Here is a 16,178-nt window from a genome sequence, read left to right as displayed (position 1 = left end):
CGCCTCCTGCGCCGCGTCCGCATCCAACCCCTCATGTCCTCAGGAACGACCATGTCCGCCACCCTGGCTCCCACGGCCCGTGCGCCGGCCGCCGCGCCGCGCGATGCGGCCCTGCTGCTGCTGCTCAAGGCGCGCACCTTCATCGCGCTGTTCATCGTCACCGCCTTCTTCGCCGCGGCGGCGCCCAACTTCCTGTCGGCCGACAACGCCGTCATCATCGGCAAGCACGTCGCTCTGAACGCCTTCCTGGCCATCGGCATGACCTGGGTCATCGTCAGCGGCGGCATCGACCTGTCGGTGGGCTCCATCGTCGGCCTGTCGGGCATGGTGGCCGGCGCCTTGATCCTGAACGGCCTGCCGCTGCCCGGCGGCACCCACGTGGTCTGGTTCAACGTGGTCGAGATCATCGCCATCGCGATGGCGGTGGGCGTGGCCGTCGGTGCCGTCAACGGCTGGCTGATCACGCGGCTGAACGTCGCCCCCTTCATCGCCACGTTGGGCACGCTGTACGTGGCGCGTGGCGCGGCCCTGCTGATGTCCGATGGCGCCACCTTCCCCAACCTCGAAGGCAAGGCGTCGCAAGGCACGACCGGCTTCCCCCTGCTGGGCGGCACCAGCCTGGCCGGCGTGCCGCTGGTGATCTGGCTGCTGGTGGCGTTGACCGCCGGGGCCATCTGGCTCGGCGCCCGCACACCGCTGGGCCGCCACATCTACGCGGTGGGCGGCAACGAGCGTGCGGCCCAGCTCTCGGGCGTCAAGGTGGCGCGCGTGAAGATGTTCGTCTACATGTTCTCGGGCGGCTGCGCGGCGCTGGTCGGCCTGATCATCGCCTCGCAGCTGGAGGCCTCGCACCCGATGACCGGCGAGACCTTCGAGCTCAACGCGATCGCCGCGGCCGTGCTCGGCGGCACCTCGATGGCCGGTGGCCGTGGGCGCATCGGCGGCACCATCGTCGGCGCCTTCGTCATCGGCATCCTGTCCGACGGTCTCGTCATGATGGGCGTCAGCGCCTTCTGGCAGACCGTCATCAAGGGCCTGGTCATCATCACCGCCGTGGTGGTCGACCAGGTCCAGCAGAAGCTGCAGCAGCGCATGGTGCTGCAGGCGCGGGCGGCAGCCTGATCCGGGCATGATGAGCGACATGAGCATCCCGACGTCCTCCGCACCGCGCCCCCTGCGCGGCGCCCTCATCGGCTGCGGCTTCTTCGCCCACAACCATCTGCATGCCTGGGCCCAGTTGCGCGAGACCCACGCGGTCGAGATCGTCGCGCTGTGCGACCGCGATGCCGATCGCCTGGCCACCGCGGCCTCGGCCTTCGACATTCCGGCCACCTTCGCCGATGCGGCCGAGCTGCTGCGCAGCGTGCGGCCGGATTTCGTCGACATCGCCACCACCGCGCCCAGCCACCGGGCGCTGGTCGAGCTGGCCGCGGCCCACGGCGTGGCGGTGATCTGCCAGAAGCCCTTCGCGCCGACGCCGGCCGACGCGCGGGCGATGGTGGCGGCCTGTGCGCAGGCCGGCGTGCCGCTGATGGTGCACGAGAACTTCCGCTGGCAGACGCCGCTGCGGGCGGTGCGCGAGGTGCTGGCCTCCGGCGTGATCGGCACGCCGGTGTGGGCACGGCTGAGCTTCCGTTCGGCCTTCGACGTCTACCGCGCCCAGCCCTATCTGGCGGAGGGCGAGCGCTTCATCCTGGAGGATCTGGGCATCCACATCCTGGACGTGGCGCGTGACCTGATGGGTGAGGTGACGCGGCTGTCGGCGAGCACGCAGCGCGTCAATCCGCGCATCCGCGGCGAGGACGTGGCCACCGTGCTGCTGCGCCATGCCAGCGGCGCCACCAGCGTGGTCGACTGCAGCTATGCGGCGCCGCGCGAGGCGGAGCTGTTTCCGCAGACGCTGGTCGAGATCGAGGCCAGCGGCGGCTCGCTGCGGCTGGATGCCGGCTACCGCCTGACGGTGCACCAGCGCCGCCTCGGCACCGGGCTGGCCGATGGCCGCACCGAGGTGCGTGACGTCAGCCCGCCGCTGCATGCCTGGGCCGAGCGGCCCTGGCACAACATCCAGGACAGCGTGCTCAACATCCAGGCTCACTGGCTGGACTGCCTGCGCACGGGCCGCGAGCCGGCCACCAGCGGCCGCGACAACCTGCACACGCTGGCGCTGGTGGAGGCGGCCTATGCCTCGGCGGCTGACGATCAATGTGCGGTGACGCCGCAGGTCTGACATGCGCGGGGGCGATGGCATGACGATCGATCCGGCGCAGCGGCGCGCGTGGTATGGGACCGACGAGTCGGTCGCGGCCGCGCACACGCTCCAGCTCGGCCCCTGGGCCCTGGCCTGTGAGGGCGGGGCGCTGCAGGCCGTGCACTGGCAGGGCGTGGAGCTGCTGCGGGGCCTGGCCTGGTTGCTGCGTGACGAGGACTGGGGCACGCCGACGCCGCGTTGCGGCGCGCTGCAGGTGCAGGCCCGTGACGCGCAGCGCCTGGTCTGGCAGCAGACGCTGGACTGGGGGCCGGAGGCCGGGCCGGGTCGTGTCTGCGGGCCGGATGGCGCGCCGGCCCCGGTCGGATCCTCTGTGCCGACGCACGCGCCGGTCGACGCGCTGGTGGACGCCATGGCCGACCCCGCGCAGGGCGCCCCCGGTCTGCACGCCGTGGTGCACGGCGAGGTTCTCATCGACGCGGCCGGTGGCGGCCGGCTGACGCTGCGGGTCGCGTCCTGCGCCCGGGGCGTGCTGCGCAGCGCGCGCAGCGGTCTCGTGCTGCTGCATCCGGCCACGCTGGCGGGCACGCCGCTGGCGGTCGAGCATGCGGACGGTTGCATCGAGGCCACCTGCTTTCCGCTGACGATCAGTCCGGGCCAGCCCGCGTTCGACATCCGCGCGCTGGACTGGTCGCCCGGGCCGGGCTGGCAGGCGCAGGTCCGCCTGACGGCCGACCTGCCGGGCCGGCCGGACGCGGCCTTCGAGATGGAGGACCAGCGCAACTGGTCCGACGCCTCGTACAAGACCTATGTCGGCTCGCTGCTCGACCCCTGGCCTTACGCGCTGCCTGCGGGGCATTCGCTGGTGCAGCAGGCGGTGCTGAGGGTCTGGCCGACGGGGTTGCCCGTGGGCGACGTGGCAGGCGCTGCGGCGGCCAAAGCGGAACCCGCTGCCCCGGCCCCGGCCCCAGCCCCAGCGGCTCCGGTCGCCGAGTCCTGCCCATCGGGTGCGATCGTGCCCCCGGCGTCACCCCCGTGCCTGCCGGCGCTCGGCATCGGCTTCCCGCACCTGGCCCGCGGTCCCGACGCCGACGAGGTGGCCGCCGTGATCGCGCTGCGGCCGCGGTGGCTGCAGGTCGAGGCCGATCTGGGTCGGCATGCCGATGGTGATGGCGACGCCGACACCGACACTGACACCGACGCAGACCCGGATGCAGATCCCGCCGCCGGCCGGCCCTGGCCGCTGGCCGCCCAGTTGCAGTCCGCCGCGACCCTGGCCCGGGCCTGCGGCGCCCGGGTGCAGATCGACGCGATCGCCGACGATGCGCAGTCGCCGGACGACGCGGCCGCCCGGCTGGCCCGGGCCTGCGCACAGGCCGGACTGGCACCTCAGGCCGTGCGTCTGCTGCCGCGCTCGCTGCTGCTGAGCTGGCAGCCGCGCGACACCTGGCCGGCGGTGCCTTCCCCGCCACGCTGGTCGGCCGCGCTGCGTGCCGCCTTTCCCGCGGCGGCCATCGGCGGCGGCGTCTACACCAACTTCACCGAGCTCAACCGCCTGGATCCACCGGCCGCCGGTCTGGATTTCATCGGCCACGGCAGCTGCCCGATCGTGCATGCGGCCGACGACCGCTCGGTGCTGCTGACGCTGCAGACCTGGTCGGCGATGGCCGCCACGGTGCGCGCCCGCTGGCCCGGTCTGCCCTGGCAGGTGGGGCCGCTGACGCTGGCCGCCGCGCGCAACCCCTACGGCCGCGCGCCGGCACCCAATCCGCAACATCGGCGGCTGCCGCTCGCGATCCGCGATCCGCGGCATGACGCGGACTTCGGCGCCGCCTGGCTGGCGGCCACCGTGGTCACGCTGGCCCCGCTGGGCGTCGATCGCTTGACGCTGCTGGCCAGCCACGGGCCCTCGGGGCCCTTCGGCCGCGGGCCGCACGACGGGATGCCGGTGCCGGCCTGGCGGCTGCTGCAGCGGCTGATGCCCTGGTCCGCGCAGCCGGTGCGGGTGGAGTCGTCGCAGCTGGACGGGCTGTGCGCGATGGCGTTGCTGGCGCCGTCGGGGCCGGTTGCCGAGGGGGCGTCCGCGAGCGCCCGCCTGCGCGTACGTCTGGATGATCCGCTGGCGCCGCAGGCCGAGGCCGAAGCCAGCGGTCTGGCCCCCTGGGGTGTCGAACTGACGGAGCTGCGGTCCGTCCGCTGATCGACGGGCCTGGCCGCGGCAGGCCCTCCGACCTGCCGCCTCAGCCTCAGCCTCAGGCCGCCACCGCGCCCCGCGCCGCCAGGCGCGCCTGCGCCACGATGCGCACCAGCGTGAAGAAGCCGGCGGCCGTCCAGGCGGCGCGGCCGATGAACAGGCCGTCGACGTCGGCCAGCGCGATCAGCGCCGGGCCGTTATCCGGGTTCACCGAGCCGCCGTAGATCACGCGGGCGGCGTCGGCCGCCGGTGCGCCCCAGTCGCGGCCGATCAGCGCGCGGATGCGGCCGTGGCGCTCGGCCACGTAGTCGGGGCTGGCGGCCTCGGCCGTGCCGATGGCCCAGCGCGGTTCGTAGGCATAGACCACCGCGCCAGCGCGGCTGGCGTCCTGGCCGGCCAGTGCGGTGCGGATCTGCCAGGCCAGCACCTCGTCGGCGCGGCCGCTGTCCTTTTCCTCGGCCGTCTCGCCCAGGCACAGGATGGGCACCAGGCCGTGGCCGAAGGCCGTGTCCAGCTTGCGCGCCACCTGTGCATAGGTCTCGCCGAAGTGCCACAGGCGCTCGGAGTGGGCCAGCTCGACGTAGCGGCAGCCGGCCTCGCGCAGCATGGGCGCCGAGACCTCGCCGGTCCAGGCGCCGGCCGCGTCCCAGTGCATGTTCTGCGCGCCGACGGCCACGGCCGAGCCGGCGAAGGCCTCGACCGCCGCCGGCAAGGCGACGAAGGGCGGCAGCACGAACAGATCCAGTGCCTGGGCGTCGAAGTCGGCGCCCGCCAGCGCCGTGCGCAGCTCGGCCGCATAACGACGGGCCTGCTCGGCGCCGTGGTTCATCTTCCAGCCGGTGCCGACCATGGGTTTACGCATCGGAGGACTCCTTCGACGACGATCCGAAACGGGCCAGCGACTGCGCCAGCGGCGGGTGTTCACGCGCGTAGACCTCCAGCGGGATGCCCTGCACGGCGGCCTCCCAGGCCTGGCGCACGGCCAGCACGCCGGCGCCGGGTCCGCCCGGATGGCTGACCACGCCGCCGCCGCACAGGTAGAGCAGGTCCTGCGTCTGCCCGGTGCGGGCCCAGGTGGCCGGCGCCTGGCCGCCCCACTGGCCGGAGCACACCACCGGCATCGCGCAGTCGCCCGGGTGGAACAGCGGTGTGGTCACGGCCTGGAACGAGCGCACGAAGGAGTCGTCGCTCTCCCAGTACTTGGCGCCGATGCCGTTGATCTGGAACTGGTCGACGCCCAGCAGACGCCAGAACTGCTGGTACACCGAGAAGTCCATGCCCAGGCCTGGATGGCGCGTCAGGATGTCCCAGCCGTTGCGGTGGGCGTGCAGCGCCAGGCGTGAGCGGCGTCGCAACCAGGCCATCGCGCCCAGGCCGATCGAGTGGATGTTGATCACCGCGGCATTGCCGCCGGCATCGGCCACCCGATCGGCCTGGCGCACCATCTCCTCGGGATCGGTGCAGGAGATGCCGAAGGCGTACATCACCTTCTTGCCGGTGCGCTGCTCGTGGTCGAGGATCACCGGCATCACCGCGCGCACCCGGTCGGCCAGGCTGGAGTAGCCTGGGTTCATCAGTTTCTCGTCGTCCTTGATGAAGTCGACGCCGGCCTCGACCAGCTCGCGCACCATGGCCGCCGTCTCGGCCGGGCGCAGGCCGAGCGCCGGCTTGACGATGGAGCCGATCACCGGCCGGCCGTGCACGCCGGTCAGCCGCCGCGTGCCGGCGGTGCCGAACTGCGGGCCGGGGTAGCGCTCGGCGAAGGCGGGCGGCAGGCGCAGGCCGGTCACGCGGATGCCCGAGAAGCCCTTGATCGAGTAGGTGCCGCCGATGGCGATCGTCATCAGCGCGGCCAGATCGGTGCCGATGGCCTCCAGCGGGAAGTCGATGTCGGCCTCGGCCACGTGCCAGGGGCCGGGGCCGTCCTCGGGGATCGAGGGCCGGTCCAGGTCGGGCAGGTCGCGCACGGCCACCACGCGGGCGCCGACACGGGCCTTCAGCTCGGGCGTCTCGCCCGGCAGGTGGACGAAGGTGCCGGTCGACTGGTCGTGCGCGATCTTGCGCGCCAGCGCGTGGGTGTCGCCCGCGCTCTCGATGCGATAGGTGAGGCGGACGACGTCGTCCGGTGGGGTGTCAGCGGTGTCCATGCGGCAGGCGGGATGCGCGCTGCCGCGCAGCGCCATCTCAGTGGAGTGATGGTGTCATGGTATGATGAGTGCGCCAGACGAGATTCGGGGTTAACCCGGGACAGGGCGGATGAGGGCGGATCAGGTCAGGAGGCCGGGCCGTGGCGGCAGCGGTGCCGCAGGTGCGCGGCCTGCGGACGGCGGCGCACCGCCGGTCGGCGGTGCGGTGCGATGGCGAGGCGCCGCGTCCGTGCGCGGCCTCGCGGCGTCTTCAGTAGACCAGCGGGATCTCGATGCCTTCCGGCGCCGCGTACTCGGCCATGCGGTGGCGCGAGAGGTCGAGGTGGGCGCGCACCAGGGCGCCGGCGCCCTCCGCGTCATGGCGGGCGATGGCCGCGATGATCTCGTCGTGCTGGGCCACGGCGGCCTCCAGATTGGCCTCCATGTCCGGCGTGCTCGGATGGCGATAGAAGGTCTTGCCCAGGCGCGCGTGGTCGATCAGCAGGCGCCTCAGGCTGGGCATCAGGTAGGGGTTGCGCGCGATGCGGCCGATCTCCAGGTGGAACTCGTCGTTCCACAGCACGCGGCCCTCGACATCGCGGTTCTCCATCGCGGTGCGGAAGCGCTGCTGGATCACCTTCAGCGAGTCGATGTCCTGCCGCGTGGCGTGCTCGGCCGCCAGCTGGGTGGTCGCGATGTAGATCAGCGGCGCGGCCAGGAAGAAGCCACGCAGTGACTGGAAGCCCATCGCCGAGACCCGCGCGGCGCGGTTGGCCTCCAGCTCGATGTAGCCCTCGGCGGCCATCTGGCGCAGCAGCTCGCGCACCGGCGGGCGGGACAGGCCGAACTCCTCGCTGAGGGCGACCTCGTCGACGACGGTGCCGGGCGCCATCTCCATGTTCAGGATGCGGCGGCGCAGGGCCTCGCCGAGGGCGGCCTTGCGGTCGGTGGGCTCTTCGGAGTCGGCGGGCGATTCGGTGCGCTTGCGGGCCATGGGGGTCGAGGGTTCCCGGTTCGGACGGCCGGCGGCCGATCGGTGTGGCTGCCCCGGCGGGTGGAAAAACCATTCTAGGGCGCGGTCCGCATGGAAGCGCGCGATGGGCCCCGGCGTGAAAACCCCTTGCCGAGCGCCCGGGGGTGTGGACTACACTATGTCTAACGATTGTAGACATAGCGCGCACGGCCTCCATCGAGTGTCGGCGCGCGGTCCTGCGCCCGACCGATGCCATCCGTCACCGACTTGCCTGCCGACGACGCCACCTGCGGGTGGTTCCATCTCAGCCCGATGCGCGCCCCGCGTCCGGCGCCGGCCGGCCGCCGCCATGCGCGCTGGGTGGTGGTGGGGGCCGGCTTCACCGGCCTGGCGGCCGCACGCCGTCTGGCCGGGCACTTCCCGGACGAGGAGATCGTGCTGGTCGAGGCGCAGCAGGTGGGCTTCGGCTCGTCCGGGCGCAATGCCGGCTTCGCGATCGACCTGCCGCACGACATCGGCGCCGACGACTACATCGGCGACATCACCATCGCGCGCAAGGTGCTCAAGCTCAATCTGCTGGGCCAGACCCTGCTGCGCGAGCAGGTGCGCCGCCACGGCATCGACTGCCAGTGGTCGGACGTGGGCAAGTACCAGGCGGCGGTCGAGCCGCGGGGCCTGGCCGTGCTGGAGGCCTACAGCCGCGGGCTGGAGAAGCTGGGCCAGCCCGGCCGCCTGATCACCGGGGAGGAGCTGCCGTCGCTGATCGGCACCTCGTTCTACCGCAAGGCGCTCTACACCGCCGGCACCGCCTTGCTGCAGCCCGCGGCCCTCGTCAAGGGCCTGGCCGGAAGCCTGCCGCGCAACGTCACGCTCTACGAGAACACGCCGATCACGGCGGTCGACTACGAGCGCCCGGTGCGCCTGCACCACCCGCGGGGCCAGATCACGGCCGACCAGCTGGTGCTGACCAACAACGCCTTCGGCATGGCCTTCGGCTTCCTCAAGGGCCGCATGCTGCCGGTGTTCACCTATGCCAGCCTGACGCGGCCGCTGACGGCCGACGAGCAGCAGCGCCTGGGCGGTCAGAGCTGCTGGGGCGTGATCCCGGCCGATCCCTTCGGCACGACCCTGCGCCGCACGCCCGACCAGCGCATCCTGGTGCGCAACAGCTTCCGCTTCCTGCCCGACGGCCGGGCCCGCCCCGAGGTGCTGGCGCAGGTGGTCAAGCGCCACCGGCGCTCGTTCGAGCGGCGCTTCCCGATGCTGGGCGAGGTGCCCTTCGAGCACACCTGGGGCGGCGCGCTGAGCATGGCGCAGAACCATCAGTCGCAGTTCGGCACGCTGGCGCCGCAGGTGCACGGCGCGCTGTGCTGCAACGGCCTGGGCGTGACCCGCGGCACCGCCACCGGCGCGCTGCTGGCCGACTGGCTGGCCGGCGAACGCGGCGAGCTGATCGACTTCCTGCTGGGCTCGCCCGGGCCCAACCGCACGCCGCCCCAGCCTTTCCTGTCGCTGGGCGTCAACCTCAACCTGATGTGGGGCCAGCATCGTGCCGGCCTCGAAGCCTGACCTTCCTTCTGCGGAGCATCGCACCATGAACTTCGACGGCATCCACACCCCCGCCATCACCCCGCTGGACGCCTCCGGCCAGATCGACCTCGTCGCCTATGGCGAGGTGCTGGAATCGCTGATCGCCGGTGGCGTGCACGGCATCGTCGTCGGTGGCTCGACCGGCGAGTACTACGCCCATGCCGCCGAGGAGCGCCTGCAGCTGGCCCGTCATGCCCGGCAGGTCATCGCCGGCCGCGTGCGCCTGACCATCGGCACCGGTGCCATCCGCACCGAGGATTCGGTGGCCTACGCCCGCCACGCCCGCGAGATCGGCGCCGATGCGCTGCTGGTGGGCTCGCCGCCCTACGCGCTGCCGTCGGCCGAGGAGAACGCCGCCCATACCCGCGCCGTGGCCGAGGCCGGCGGCCTGCCGGTCATGCTCTACAACTACCCCGGCCGCATGGGCGTGACGATGGACGAGGCCTATTTCGACGCCCTGGCCGGCTGCCCGCACATCACCGCGATCAAGGAAAGCTCGGGCGAGACCAACCGCCTGCATGCGCTGGCCTGCCGCCATCCGGAGATCCAGCTGTCCTGCGGCTGGGATGACCAGGCGCTGGAGTTCTTCGCCTGGGGCGCCCGCAGCTGGGTGTGTGCCGGCTCGAACTTCCTGCCGCGTGAGCACGTCGCGCTGTACGAGGCCTGCGTGCTGGAGAAGGACTTCGCCAAGGGCCGCCGCATCATGGCCGCGATGATGCCGCTGATGGACTTCCTGGAAGGCGGCCACTTCGTGCAGGCCATCAAGCAGGGTTGCGCGCTGGCCGGCCTGCGCCCGGGCGCCGTGCGCGCACCGCTGAAGGCGCTGCCGGCCGAGCGGGCGGAGGCGCTGGCGGCCGTCGTGCAGACGCTGCGCCGCGAGGTGGCCGCCATCTGCGCGCCGGCCCGCGCCGCCTGACCGATCCGCTGCGCTGCTCCAGCGCCATCCAGGCCCGCGCTGCCTTCCGGCGTCGCGGGCCGCGGCCGTTGTACTCTCGCCGTCGATGCCCCGTTCCAGCCGTCCCCACGAACCCGCAGCCCCGGCCGTGCCTCGCCTGCGCGTGGGGTTCCTGCTCGCGCCCCGTTTCACGTTGACGGCCTTCGCCGGCTTCGTCGATGCGCTGCGGCTGGCAGCCGACGATGGCGACCGCAGCCGTGCGCTGCGCGTGGCCTGGGACATCCTGGACGCGGCCGACGGGCCGGTGGAATCGAGCTGCGGCGCACGGGTCGCGCCCTCGCCGCAGGCGCTGGCCCCCGAGGCCTACGATCTGCTGGTGGTCGTCGGTGGCCTGCTGCACGGCGGCCAGAAGGTGCCTCAACGGCTGATGCAGTGGCTGCGCACGGCGGCCGAGTCCGGCGTGCGCCTGGTCGGCCTGTGCACCGGCTCCTTCATCCTGGCACGGGCCGGCCTGCTCGACGGCCATGTGGCCTGCGTCAGCTGGTTCCACCGCGAGGAGTTCGCGGCGGAGTTCCCGCAGGTGCGGCTGATCACCAACCAGATGTACGTGGTCGACCGTGACCGGCTGACCTGTGCCGGCGGCACCAGCGTCGTCCATCTGGCCGCCCACATCATCGAGCAGGCCTTCGACCGGGCCAGCGCGGTCAAGGCGCTGCGCATCATGATCGAGGAACAGCCGCTGCCCTCGCGCACGCTGCAGCCCGAGCAGGTGGTGTCGGTGCGCTCCCGCGATTCGGTCGTGCGCAAGGCCATGCTGCTGATCGAGCAGCAGCTGCACGGCACGGCGTCGATCGACACGCTGTGCGAGTCGCTGGGCATCGGTCGCCGGCAGCTGGAGCGCCGCTTCCAGCGGGATGTCGGCCTGAGCCCGGCCGAGTACCGCACACGGTTGCGGGCCGAGCGCGCGCGCTGGCTGCTGCAGAACACCGACCTGGGCATCACGGAGATCGCCTTCGAGTGTGGCTTCCAGGATGCGGCCAGCTTCTCGCGTTTCGTGCGCGGCACGCTGGAGCTCAGCCCGAGCGCGCTGCGGCGTGCCGCGCACGTGGCGGTCGAACAGGACGACGAGGCCTACGGTGGCGCCTGACCCAATGCGTTGGGTGAGGGGCATCAGCCACCCGTCGACGATGCACCGTCACGAGGCCTGAGGCCCGGCGCGCAGCCCCAGGATTGGGGCGTGTGCCCCAAGACGGGGCTGAGCGCCCGGCCGGATCAGCGGCCCGTGGGCCGGCCATGGCGCCCCGGACGTGGGCCGGGCGGCGCCGTGTCCGGGCCTCCGGCGCATCGACGGTGCAAAGCACGCTGGCACATCGATTGCAAGCGTTTCAGAGCCGGGACAAACCCCAGTAAAAATTTTTGCCCCGGTGTCTACTATTTGTAGACATCTGCACGAGCAAAGATAGACGAACATCGGACCTCCCATGAGCCAGCTTTCCACCGCCGCCGAGTACCGCCAGATCGCCCAGCAGCTGAGCCTGCCCGCACACGCTTTCGTCGGCGGCCTGCCCTACCAGGCCGCCGCCGGTGCCACCTTCGAGACCGTCGATCCGGCCACCGGCCGCGTGCTCTCGCGGCTGCCCGCCTGCGAGGCGGCGGACGTCGATGCCGCCGTCGCGGCCGCCCGCACGGCCTTCGACGACGGACGCTGGTCGCGCCTGCACCCGTCGGCGCGCAAGGCCGTGCTGCTGCGTCTGGCCGACCTGATCGCCGCCAACGCCCGCGAGCTGGCGGTGATGGAAAGCCTGGACAGCGGCAAGACCATCTTCGACTGCGAGACGGTCGACGTGCCCGAGACCGTCAACTGCCTGCGCTGGCATGCCGAGGCCGTCGACAAGATCTACGACCAGGTCTCGCCCGCCTCCGACGGCCACATGGCGATGATCGTGCGCGAGCCGGTCGGCGTCGTCGGCCTGGTGCTGCCGTGGAACTTCCCGCTGCTGATGCTGGCCTGGAAGATCGGCCCCTCGCTGGCCGCCGGTTGCACGCTGGTGGTCAAGCCCGCGGCCGAGACCTCGCTGACGGCCGTGCGCGTGGCCGAGCTGGCGCTGGAAGCCGGCGTGCCGGCCGGCGTGTTCAACGTGCTGACCGGCTCGGGCCCGGGCTGCGGCGAGCCGATCGGCCGCCACCGCGGCATCGACGCGGTGTCCTTCACCGGCTCGACCGTCACCGGCCGCCGTTTCCTCGGCTACTCGGCCGAGAGCAACCTGAAGAAGGTGGTGCTGGAGCTGGGCGGCAAGAACCCCTGCATCGTGATGGACGATGTCACCGACCTGGACGCGGTGGCCGCCCACATCGTCAACGGCACCTTCTGGAACATGGGCCAGAACTGCTCGGCCATCTCGCGCCTGATCGTGCACAGCGCCGTCCGCGAGCCGCTGCTGCAGCGCATCTACGCGCTGGCCGACGAGTGGAAGGTCGGTGATCCGCTGGATCCGGCCCACCGCATCGGCCCGCTGGTCTCGCCGGCCCACTACGCCAAGGTCAGCGCCTTCCTGGATCTGGGCGCCGAGGTGCTGTATGGCGGCAAGACCCGCGACGGCCGCTATGTCGAGCCGACCGTGCTGGCCCTGCCCGACAACCACGCTCGCGTCGCCCGCGAGGAGATCTTCGGCCCGGTGCTGGCTGTCATCACCTGCGACAGCCTGGCCCAGGCCGTGGCCATCGCCAACGACACCGACTACGGCCTGACCGCCTCGGTCTTCACCGCCCATGGCAGCCGTGCGCTGCGCGCGGCGCGCGCCATCCGCGCCGGCACGGTGACGATCAACAGCTTCGGCGAGGGCGATGCCACGACGCCGTTCGGCGGCTACAAGCAGTCGGGCTTCGGCGGCCGTGACAAGTCGGTCTACGCCCACGACCAGTACACCCAGATCAAGACCATCTGGATGGATCTGAGCGACGCGGGTGCCGACGGCGTCTGAGGCCGTCGCCGCACACTGTCGTCCGCCAGCGTCCACCGCTCGCCTGATCCGTTCGAGAGCCTCCGCATGACTTCCACCTTGACCTTCAACCAGGCCGCGGCATTGCGGTCACCGCCGTCCTCCGGCGCGTCACCGCAATCCGCCAGCCGGGCCGTGCCCGCGGTCGGCTCCGAACTGCTGCAGCTGCGCAACCTCTGCAAGATCTTCGGCCCCAAGCCGGAGCGCGCGATGGAGATGCTGCGCCAGGGCATGGGCCGTGACGAGATCTTCGCCAAGACCGGCAATCTGGTGGCCGTCGACGACGTCAGCCTGTCGGTGCGCAGCGGCGAGATCTTCGTCGTCATGGGCCTGTCGGGCTCGGGCAAGTCGACGCTGGTGCGTCTGCTCAACCGCCTGATCGAGCCGACCTCGGGCAGCGTGATCCTGGAAGGCCAGGACATCGCGCCGATGTCGGCCGCCCAGCTGCAGGCCGTGCGGCGCAAGAAGATGGCGATGGTCTTCCAGTCCTTCGCGCTGCTGCCCAACCGCAACGTGGTCGACAACGTCGCCTACGGCCTGGAAGTGGCCGGTGTGCCCAAGGCCGAGCGCCTGGCGCAGGCCGAGGCCGCGCTGACCCGCGTGGGCCTGGGCAACTACGCCCGCATGTACCCCAGCGAGCTGTCGGGCGGCATGCAGCAGCGCGTGGGCCTGGCCCGTGCGCTGGCGGTCAACCCGGCCGTGCTGCTGATGGACGAGGCCTTCTCGGCCCTCGACCCGCTGATCCGCTCGGAGATGCAGAACGAGCTGCTGCGCCTGCAGCAGCAGGAGCAGCGCACCATCGTCTTCATCTCCCACGACATCGAGGAGGCGATCAAGATCGGCGGGCGCATCGGCATCATGAAGGACGGCCGCCTGGTGCAGGTGGGCACGCCCTCCGAGCTGATCCAGTCGCCGGCCGACGACTTCGTGCGCGACTTCTTCCGCCATGTCGACGTCTCGCGCTTCCTCAAGGCCTCGAACATGCTGACCCGCGTGGGCGACGAGCGCCAGCAGAGCTCGCCGGACGCGCCGGCCGAGCGCCTGCTGGGCCGCCTGGTCGATCTCGGCCTGGAGTGCGCCTACGTGTGCGATGAATCCGGCCGTTATCAGGGCTGTGTCACGCAGAGCTCGCTGCACGAGGCCGGGGCCGGCACCGTGCGCGCGGCCTTCCTGCGCGACGCGCTGTCGGTGACGCTGGACACCGACCTGAACCAGCTCACCGACATGGCGCTGTCGCAGCGCCATGACGTGCCGGTGCTCGACGCCGCCGGCGGCCTGGCCGGTGTGGTCTCCTGCCGCACCATCCTGCAACACGTGATGCAACGGAGGGCTGCATGAACGCCTCGGTCATCGGCAAGTCGGTCGAACAGTTCGTCGATTTCCTGTTCTCGCGCTTCCGTGGCGCCTTCGATGCCTTCTCGGTGGCGCTCGGCTCGGTGGTCGAGCTGCTGGAGCAGGCGCTGGCCGCCTTGCCCTATCCGGTGATGCTGGCCATCTTCGTCGGTCTGGCGCTGTGGCGGCGCGGCGTGTTCTTCGCCGTCTTCGTCGGCGCGGCCATGAGCTGCATCCACTACATGGGCCTGTGGAACCAGACCGTGGCCACGCTGGCCCTGGTGCTGGCCGCCACGCTGCTGAGCCTGGTCGCGGGCGTGCCGCTGGGCATCTGGGGCGCCCGCAGCGACCGCGTGGGCGTGGCCCTGCGTTCGGTGCTGGACTTCATGCAGACCATGCCGGCCTTCGTGTACCTGATTCCGGCCGTCATCCTGTTCGGTCTGGGCCGCGTGCCGGCCGTCATCGCGACCATCGTGTTCGCGATGCCGCCGGTGGTGCGCCTGACCACGCTGGGCATCCGCCAGGTGCGCCCCGAGCTGATCGAGGCCGGCCGCTCCTTCGGCAGCACCGAGGCCCAGCTGCTGTGGAAGATCCAGCTGCCGAACGCGCTGCCGTCGATCATGGCCGGCGTCAACCAGACCATCATGATGGCGCTGTCCATGGTGGTGGTGGCCTCGATGATCGGTGCCGGCGGTCTGGGCGAATACGTGCTCAGTGGCATCCAGCGCCTGGACATCGGCATCGGCTTCGAGGGCGGCCTGGGCGTGGTGCTGCTGGCCATCGTGCTCGACCGGCTGACCGAGAGCTTCGGCGTGCGCAAGCCGCGCAAGTCCAAGGCGAAGTGAGGGGCCTGCGGCGGCCGGCCTTGCCTGGCCGCCGTGCAGCCTGACCTCGCACCTGCGGGTGCTCCGCGGCGCGGTGCGCTCCCTTCCCGGGAGCGCCCGCGCCGCGGCGCTTTCAGCGGCTCAGTTCGGCCGCCAGCCACTCGACGAACAGGTCGCGCAGCGGATGCGTCTGGCGCCGCAGTGGCAGCAGCACGTTGTAGCGGCCGTCGGCGGCCACCACGTCCTGGCTGACCGGCACCAGCGTGCCCTCGGCCAGGTGGCGTTGCAGCATCAGGCGCCAGCCCAGCGCCACGCCGTGGCCCGACAGCGTGGCCTGCACCACGTCGGTGTAGTGGCTGAAGGTCAGGCTGGGGCTGACGCGCAGGCCGGGGCGACCCGCCAGGCTCAGCCAGTCGGCCCAGGCATACCAGCTGCGCTCGGTCGCGGCCTGCTCGATCAGTTCGATGCCGGGATCGGCCGGATCGAAGCCCTCGTGCCGCAGGCGCTCGGCCAGCTCCGGCGCGGCCACGGCAATGACCTCGTCGCCGCGCGAGGCCACGACCACGCCGTCGTCGAAGGGCGGCACACCGTAGCGCACCAGCACATCGACCTCGGCCGCGGCCAGGTTCATCCGCGAATCCTGCGAGACGACGCGGATCTGCGCGGCCGGGTAGCGCTTGCGGAACTCACCGATGCGCGGCAGCAGCCAGAAGGTGGAGAAGGCCAGCGTGGCGCCGATGGTGACGGCCGCCGCCGGCTCGGTGCCCCGCACCTGGGCCACCGTCTCGGCGATGTTGGAGAAGCTCAGGGCCAGCGTGGAGGCCAGCATCTGGCCCGCCGGCGTGGGCAGGACCGCGCGGTGGCGCCGCTCGAACAAGGGCGTGTCCAGCTCCTGCTCCAGCTGTGCGATCTGGCGGCTGATGGCGGCCTGGGTCACGCCCAGCTCGACGGCGGCCCGGGTGAAGCTGCGGTGGCGCACCGCCACCTCCAGCACCAGCAGGGCATTGAGCGAGGGCAGCGGCTTGCGGATGGGCATGGC

At 71.9% G+C, this 16,178-nt stretch carries 13 protein-coding genes; 9 read left to right on the top strand and 4 right to left on the bottom strand.

Annotated features, from left to right (window positions below):
* Positions 1-51 precede the first annotated feature (51 nt).
* Genes AACH11_RS13215 through AACH11_RS13205 form a run of 3 tightly spaced genes read left to right on the top strand, consistent with a single transcriptional unit; the run spans position 52 to position 4,406 of the window.
* Positions 52-1,122, top strand: a complete 1,071-nt coding sequence (locus AACH11_RS13215; protein WP_341374708.1) for an ABC transporter permease — start codon at positions 52-54, stop codon at positions 1,120-1,122.
* A 19-nt stretch (positions 1,123-1,141) separates the two neighbouring features.
* Positions 1,142-2,227, top strand: a complete 1,086-nt coding sequence (locus AACH11_RS13210; RefSeq protein ID WP_341374707.1) for a Gfo/Idh/MocA family protein — start codon at positions 1,142-1,144, stop codon at positions 2,225-2,227.
* A 19-nt stretch (positions 2,228-2,246) separates the two neighbouring features.
* The gene (locus tag AACH11_RS13205; protein WP_341374706.1) at positions 2,247-4,406 is read left to right on the top strand and encodes a D-apionate lactonase family protein; all 2,160 of its coding nucleotides are present in this window, start codon (positions 2,247-2,249) and stop codon (positions 4,404-4,406) included.
* 52 nt (positions 4,407-4,458) lie between these two features.
* Here AACH11_RS13205 and AACH11_RS13200 read toward each other — a convergent pair whose 3' ends face one another.
* From AACH11_RS13200 to AACH11_RS13190, 3 genes are all read right to left on the bottom strand, one after another.
* Positions 4,459-5,262 (bottom strand): triose-phosphate isomerase family protein, encoded by an 804-nt coding sequence (locus tag AACH11_RS13200; RefSeq protein WP_341374705.1) that lies wholly within the window; start codon positions 5,260-5,262, stop codon positions 4,459-4,461.
* Positions 5,255-6,547: a 3-oxo-isoapionate-4-phosphate decarboxylase OiaX gene (oiaX, locus tag AACH11_RS13195; RefSeq protein WP_341374704.1), complete on the bottom strand. Its 1,293-nt coding sequence runs from the start codon at positions 6,545-6,547 to the stop codon at positions 5,255-5,257. Before oiaX ends, AACH11_RS13200 begins: the two co-directional genes overlap by 8 nt.
* A 250-nt stretch (positions 6,548-6,797) precedes the next feature.
* Positions 6,798-7,520, bottom strand: coding sequence for a GntR family transcriptional regulator (locus AACH11_RS13190; protein ID WP_341374703.1), 723 nt, complete (start codon positions 7,518-7,520; stop codon positions 6,798-6,800).
* Positions 7,521-7,748: 228 nt separating this feature from the next.
* Here AACH11_RS13190 and AACH11_RS13185 point away from each other — a divergent pair, with 228 nt between their 5' ends.
* From AACH11_RS13185 to AACH11_RS13160, 6 genes are all read left to right on the top strand, one after another.
* Positions 7,749-9,068 (top strand): NAD(P)/FAD-dependent oxidoreductase, encoded by a 1,320-nt coding sequence (locus AACH11_RS13185; RefSeq protein WP_341374702.1) that lies wholly within the window; start codon positions 7,749-7,751, stop codon positions 9,066-9,068.
* Positions 9,069-9,093: 25 nt separating this feature from the next.
* Positions 9,094-10,005 carry a dihydrodipicolinate synthase family protein gene (locus tag AACH11_RS13180; RefSeq protein WP_341374701.1) on the top strand — a complete coding sequence of 304 codons (912 nt, stop codon included), beginning with the start codon at positions 9,094-9,096 and terminating at the stop codon, positions 10,003-10,005.
* Between the two features lie 85 nt (positions 10,006-10,090).
* Positions 10,091-11,131 carry a GlxA family transcriptional regulator gene (locus AACH11_RS13175; RefSeq protein ID WP_341374700.1) on the top strand — a complete coding sequence of 347 codons (1,041 nt, stop codon included), beginning with the start codon at positions 10,091-10,093 and terminating at the stop codon, positions 11,129-11,131.
* Between the two features lie 334 nt (positions 11,132-11,465).
* A complete protein-coding gene (locus AACH11_RS13170; RefSeq protein WP_341374699.1) occupies positions 11,466-12,965 on the top strand; it encodes an aldehyde dehydrogenase family protein in 1,500 nt (499 codons plus the stop codon).
* 66 nt (positions 12,966-13,031) lie between these two features.
* A complete protein-coding gene (locus AACH11_RS13165) occupies positions 13,032-14,321 on the top strand; it encodes a quaternary amine ABC transporter ATP-binding protein (RefSeq protein ID WP_341374698.1) in 1,290 nt (429 codons plus the stop codon).
* The gene (locus AACH11_RS13160) at positions 14,318-15,160 is read left to right on the top strand and encodes an ABC transporter permease (RefSeq protein WP_341374697.1); all 843 of its coding nucleotides are present in this window, start codon (positions 14,318-14,320) and stop codon (positions 15,158-15,160) included. The genes AACH11_RS13165 and AACH11_RS13160 overlap by 4 nt, the downstream gene beginning before the upstream one ends.
* 112 nt (positions 15,161-15,272) lie before the next feature.
* On the opposite strand, the gene AACH11_RS13155 is transcribed toward AACH11_RS13160, so the two are convergent.
* Positions 15,273-16,175 carry a LysR substrate-binding domain-containing protein gene (locus AACH11_RS13155; RefSeq protein ID WP_341374696.1) on the bottom strand — a complete coding sequence of 301 codons (903 nt, stop codon included), beginning with the start codon at positions 16,173-16,175 and terminating at the stop codon, positions 15,273-15,275.
* Positions 16,176-16,178 lie beyond the last annotated feature (3 nt).

Source organism: Pseudaquabacterium rugosum (assembly GCF_038066575.1).
GTDB lineage: Bacteria > Pseudomonadota > Gammaproteobacteria > Burkholderiales > Burkholderiaceae_C > Pseudaquabacterium > Pseudaquabacterium rugosum.
The sequence above is the reverse complement of the archived record's forward strand: the minus strand, read 5'-3'. Positions and strand labels throughout refer to the sequence as shown.

Excerpts from the sequence above, each read along its gene's own strand:
- AACH11_RS13215 (WP_341374708.1), top strand. The coding sequence starts at position 52 with ATGTCCGCCACCCTGGCTCCCACGGCCCGTGCGCCGGCCGCCGCGCCG.
- AACH11_RS13210 (WP_341374707.1), top strand. The coding sequence starts at position 1,142 with ATGAGCATCCCGACGTCCTCCGCACCGCGCCCCCTGCGCGGCGCCCTC.
- AACH11_RS13205 (WP_341374706.1), top strand. The coding sequence starts at position 2,247 with ATGACGATCGATCCGGCGCAGCGGCGCGCGTGGTATGGGACCGACGAG.
- AACH11_RS13200 (WP_341374705.1), bottom strand. The coding sequence starts at position 5,262 with ATGCGTAAACCCATGGTCGGCACCGGCTGGAAGATGAACCACGGCGCC.
- oiaX (WP_341374704.1), bottom strand. The coding sequence starts at position 6,547 with ATGGACACCGCTGACACCCCACCGGACGACGTCGTCCGCCTCACCTAT.
- AACH11_RS13190 (WP_341374703.1), bottom strand. The coding sequence starts at position 7,520 with ATGGCCCGCAAGCGCACCGAATCGCCCGCCGACTCCGAAGAGCCCACC.
- AACH11_RS13185 (WP_341374702.1), top strand. The coding sequence starts at position 7,749 with ATGCCATCCGTCACCGACTTGCCTGCCGACGACGCCACCTGCGGGTGG.
- AACH11_RS13180 (WP_341374701.1), top strand. The coding sequence starts at position 9,094 with ATGAACTTCGACGGCATCCACACCCCCGCCATCACCCCGCTGGACGCC.
- AACH11_RS13175 (WP_341374700.1), top strand. The coding sequence starts at position 10,091 with ATGCCCCGTTCCAGCCGTCCCCACGAACCCGCAGCCCCGGCCGTGCCT.
- AACH11_RS13170 (WP_341374699.1), top strand. The coding sequence starts at position 11,466 with ATGAGCCAGCTTTCCACCGCCGCCGAGTACCGCCAGATCGCCCAGCAG.
- AACH11_RS13165 (WP_341374698.1), top strand. The coding sequence starts at position 13,032 with ATGACTTCCACCTTGACCTTCAACCAGGCCGCGGCATTGCGGTCACCG.
- AACH11_RS13160 (WP_341374697.1), top strand. The coding sequence starts at position 14,318 with ATGAACGCCTCGGTCATCGGCAAGTCGGTCGAACAGTTCGTCGATTTC.
- AACH11_RS13155 (WP_341374696.1), bottom strand. The coding sequence starts at position 16,175 with ATGCCCATCCGCAAGCCGCTGCCCTCGCTCAATGCCCTGCTGGTGCTG.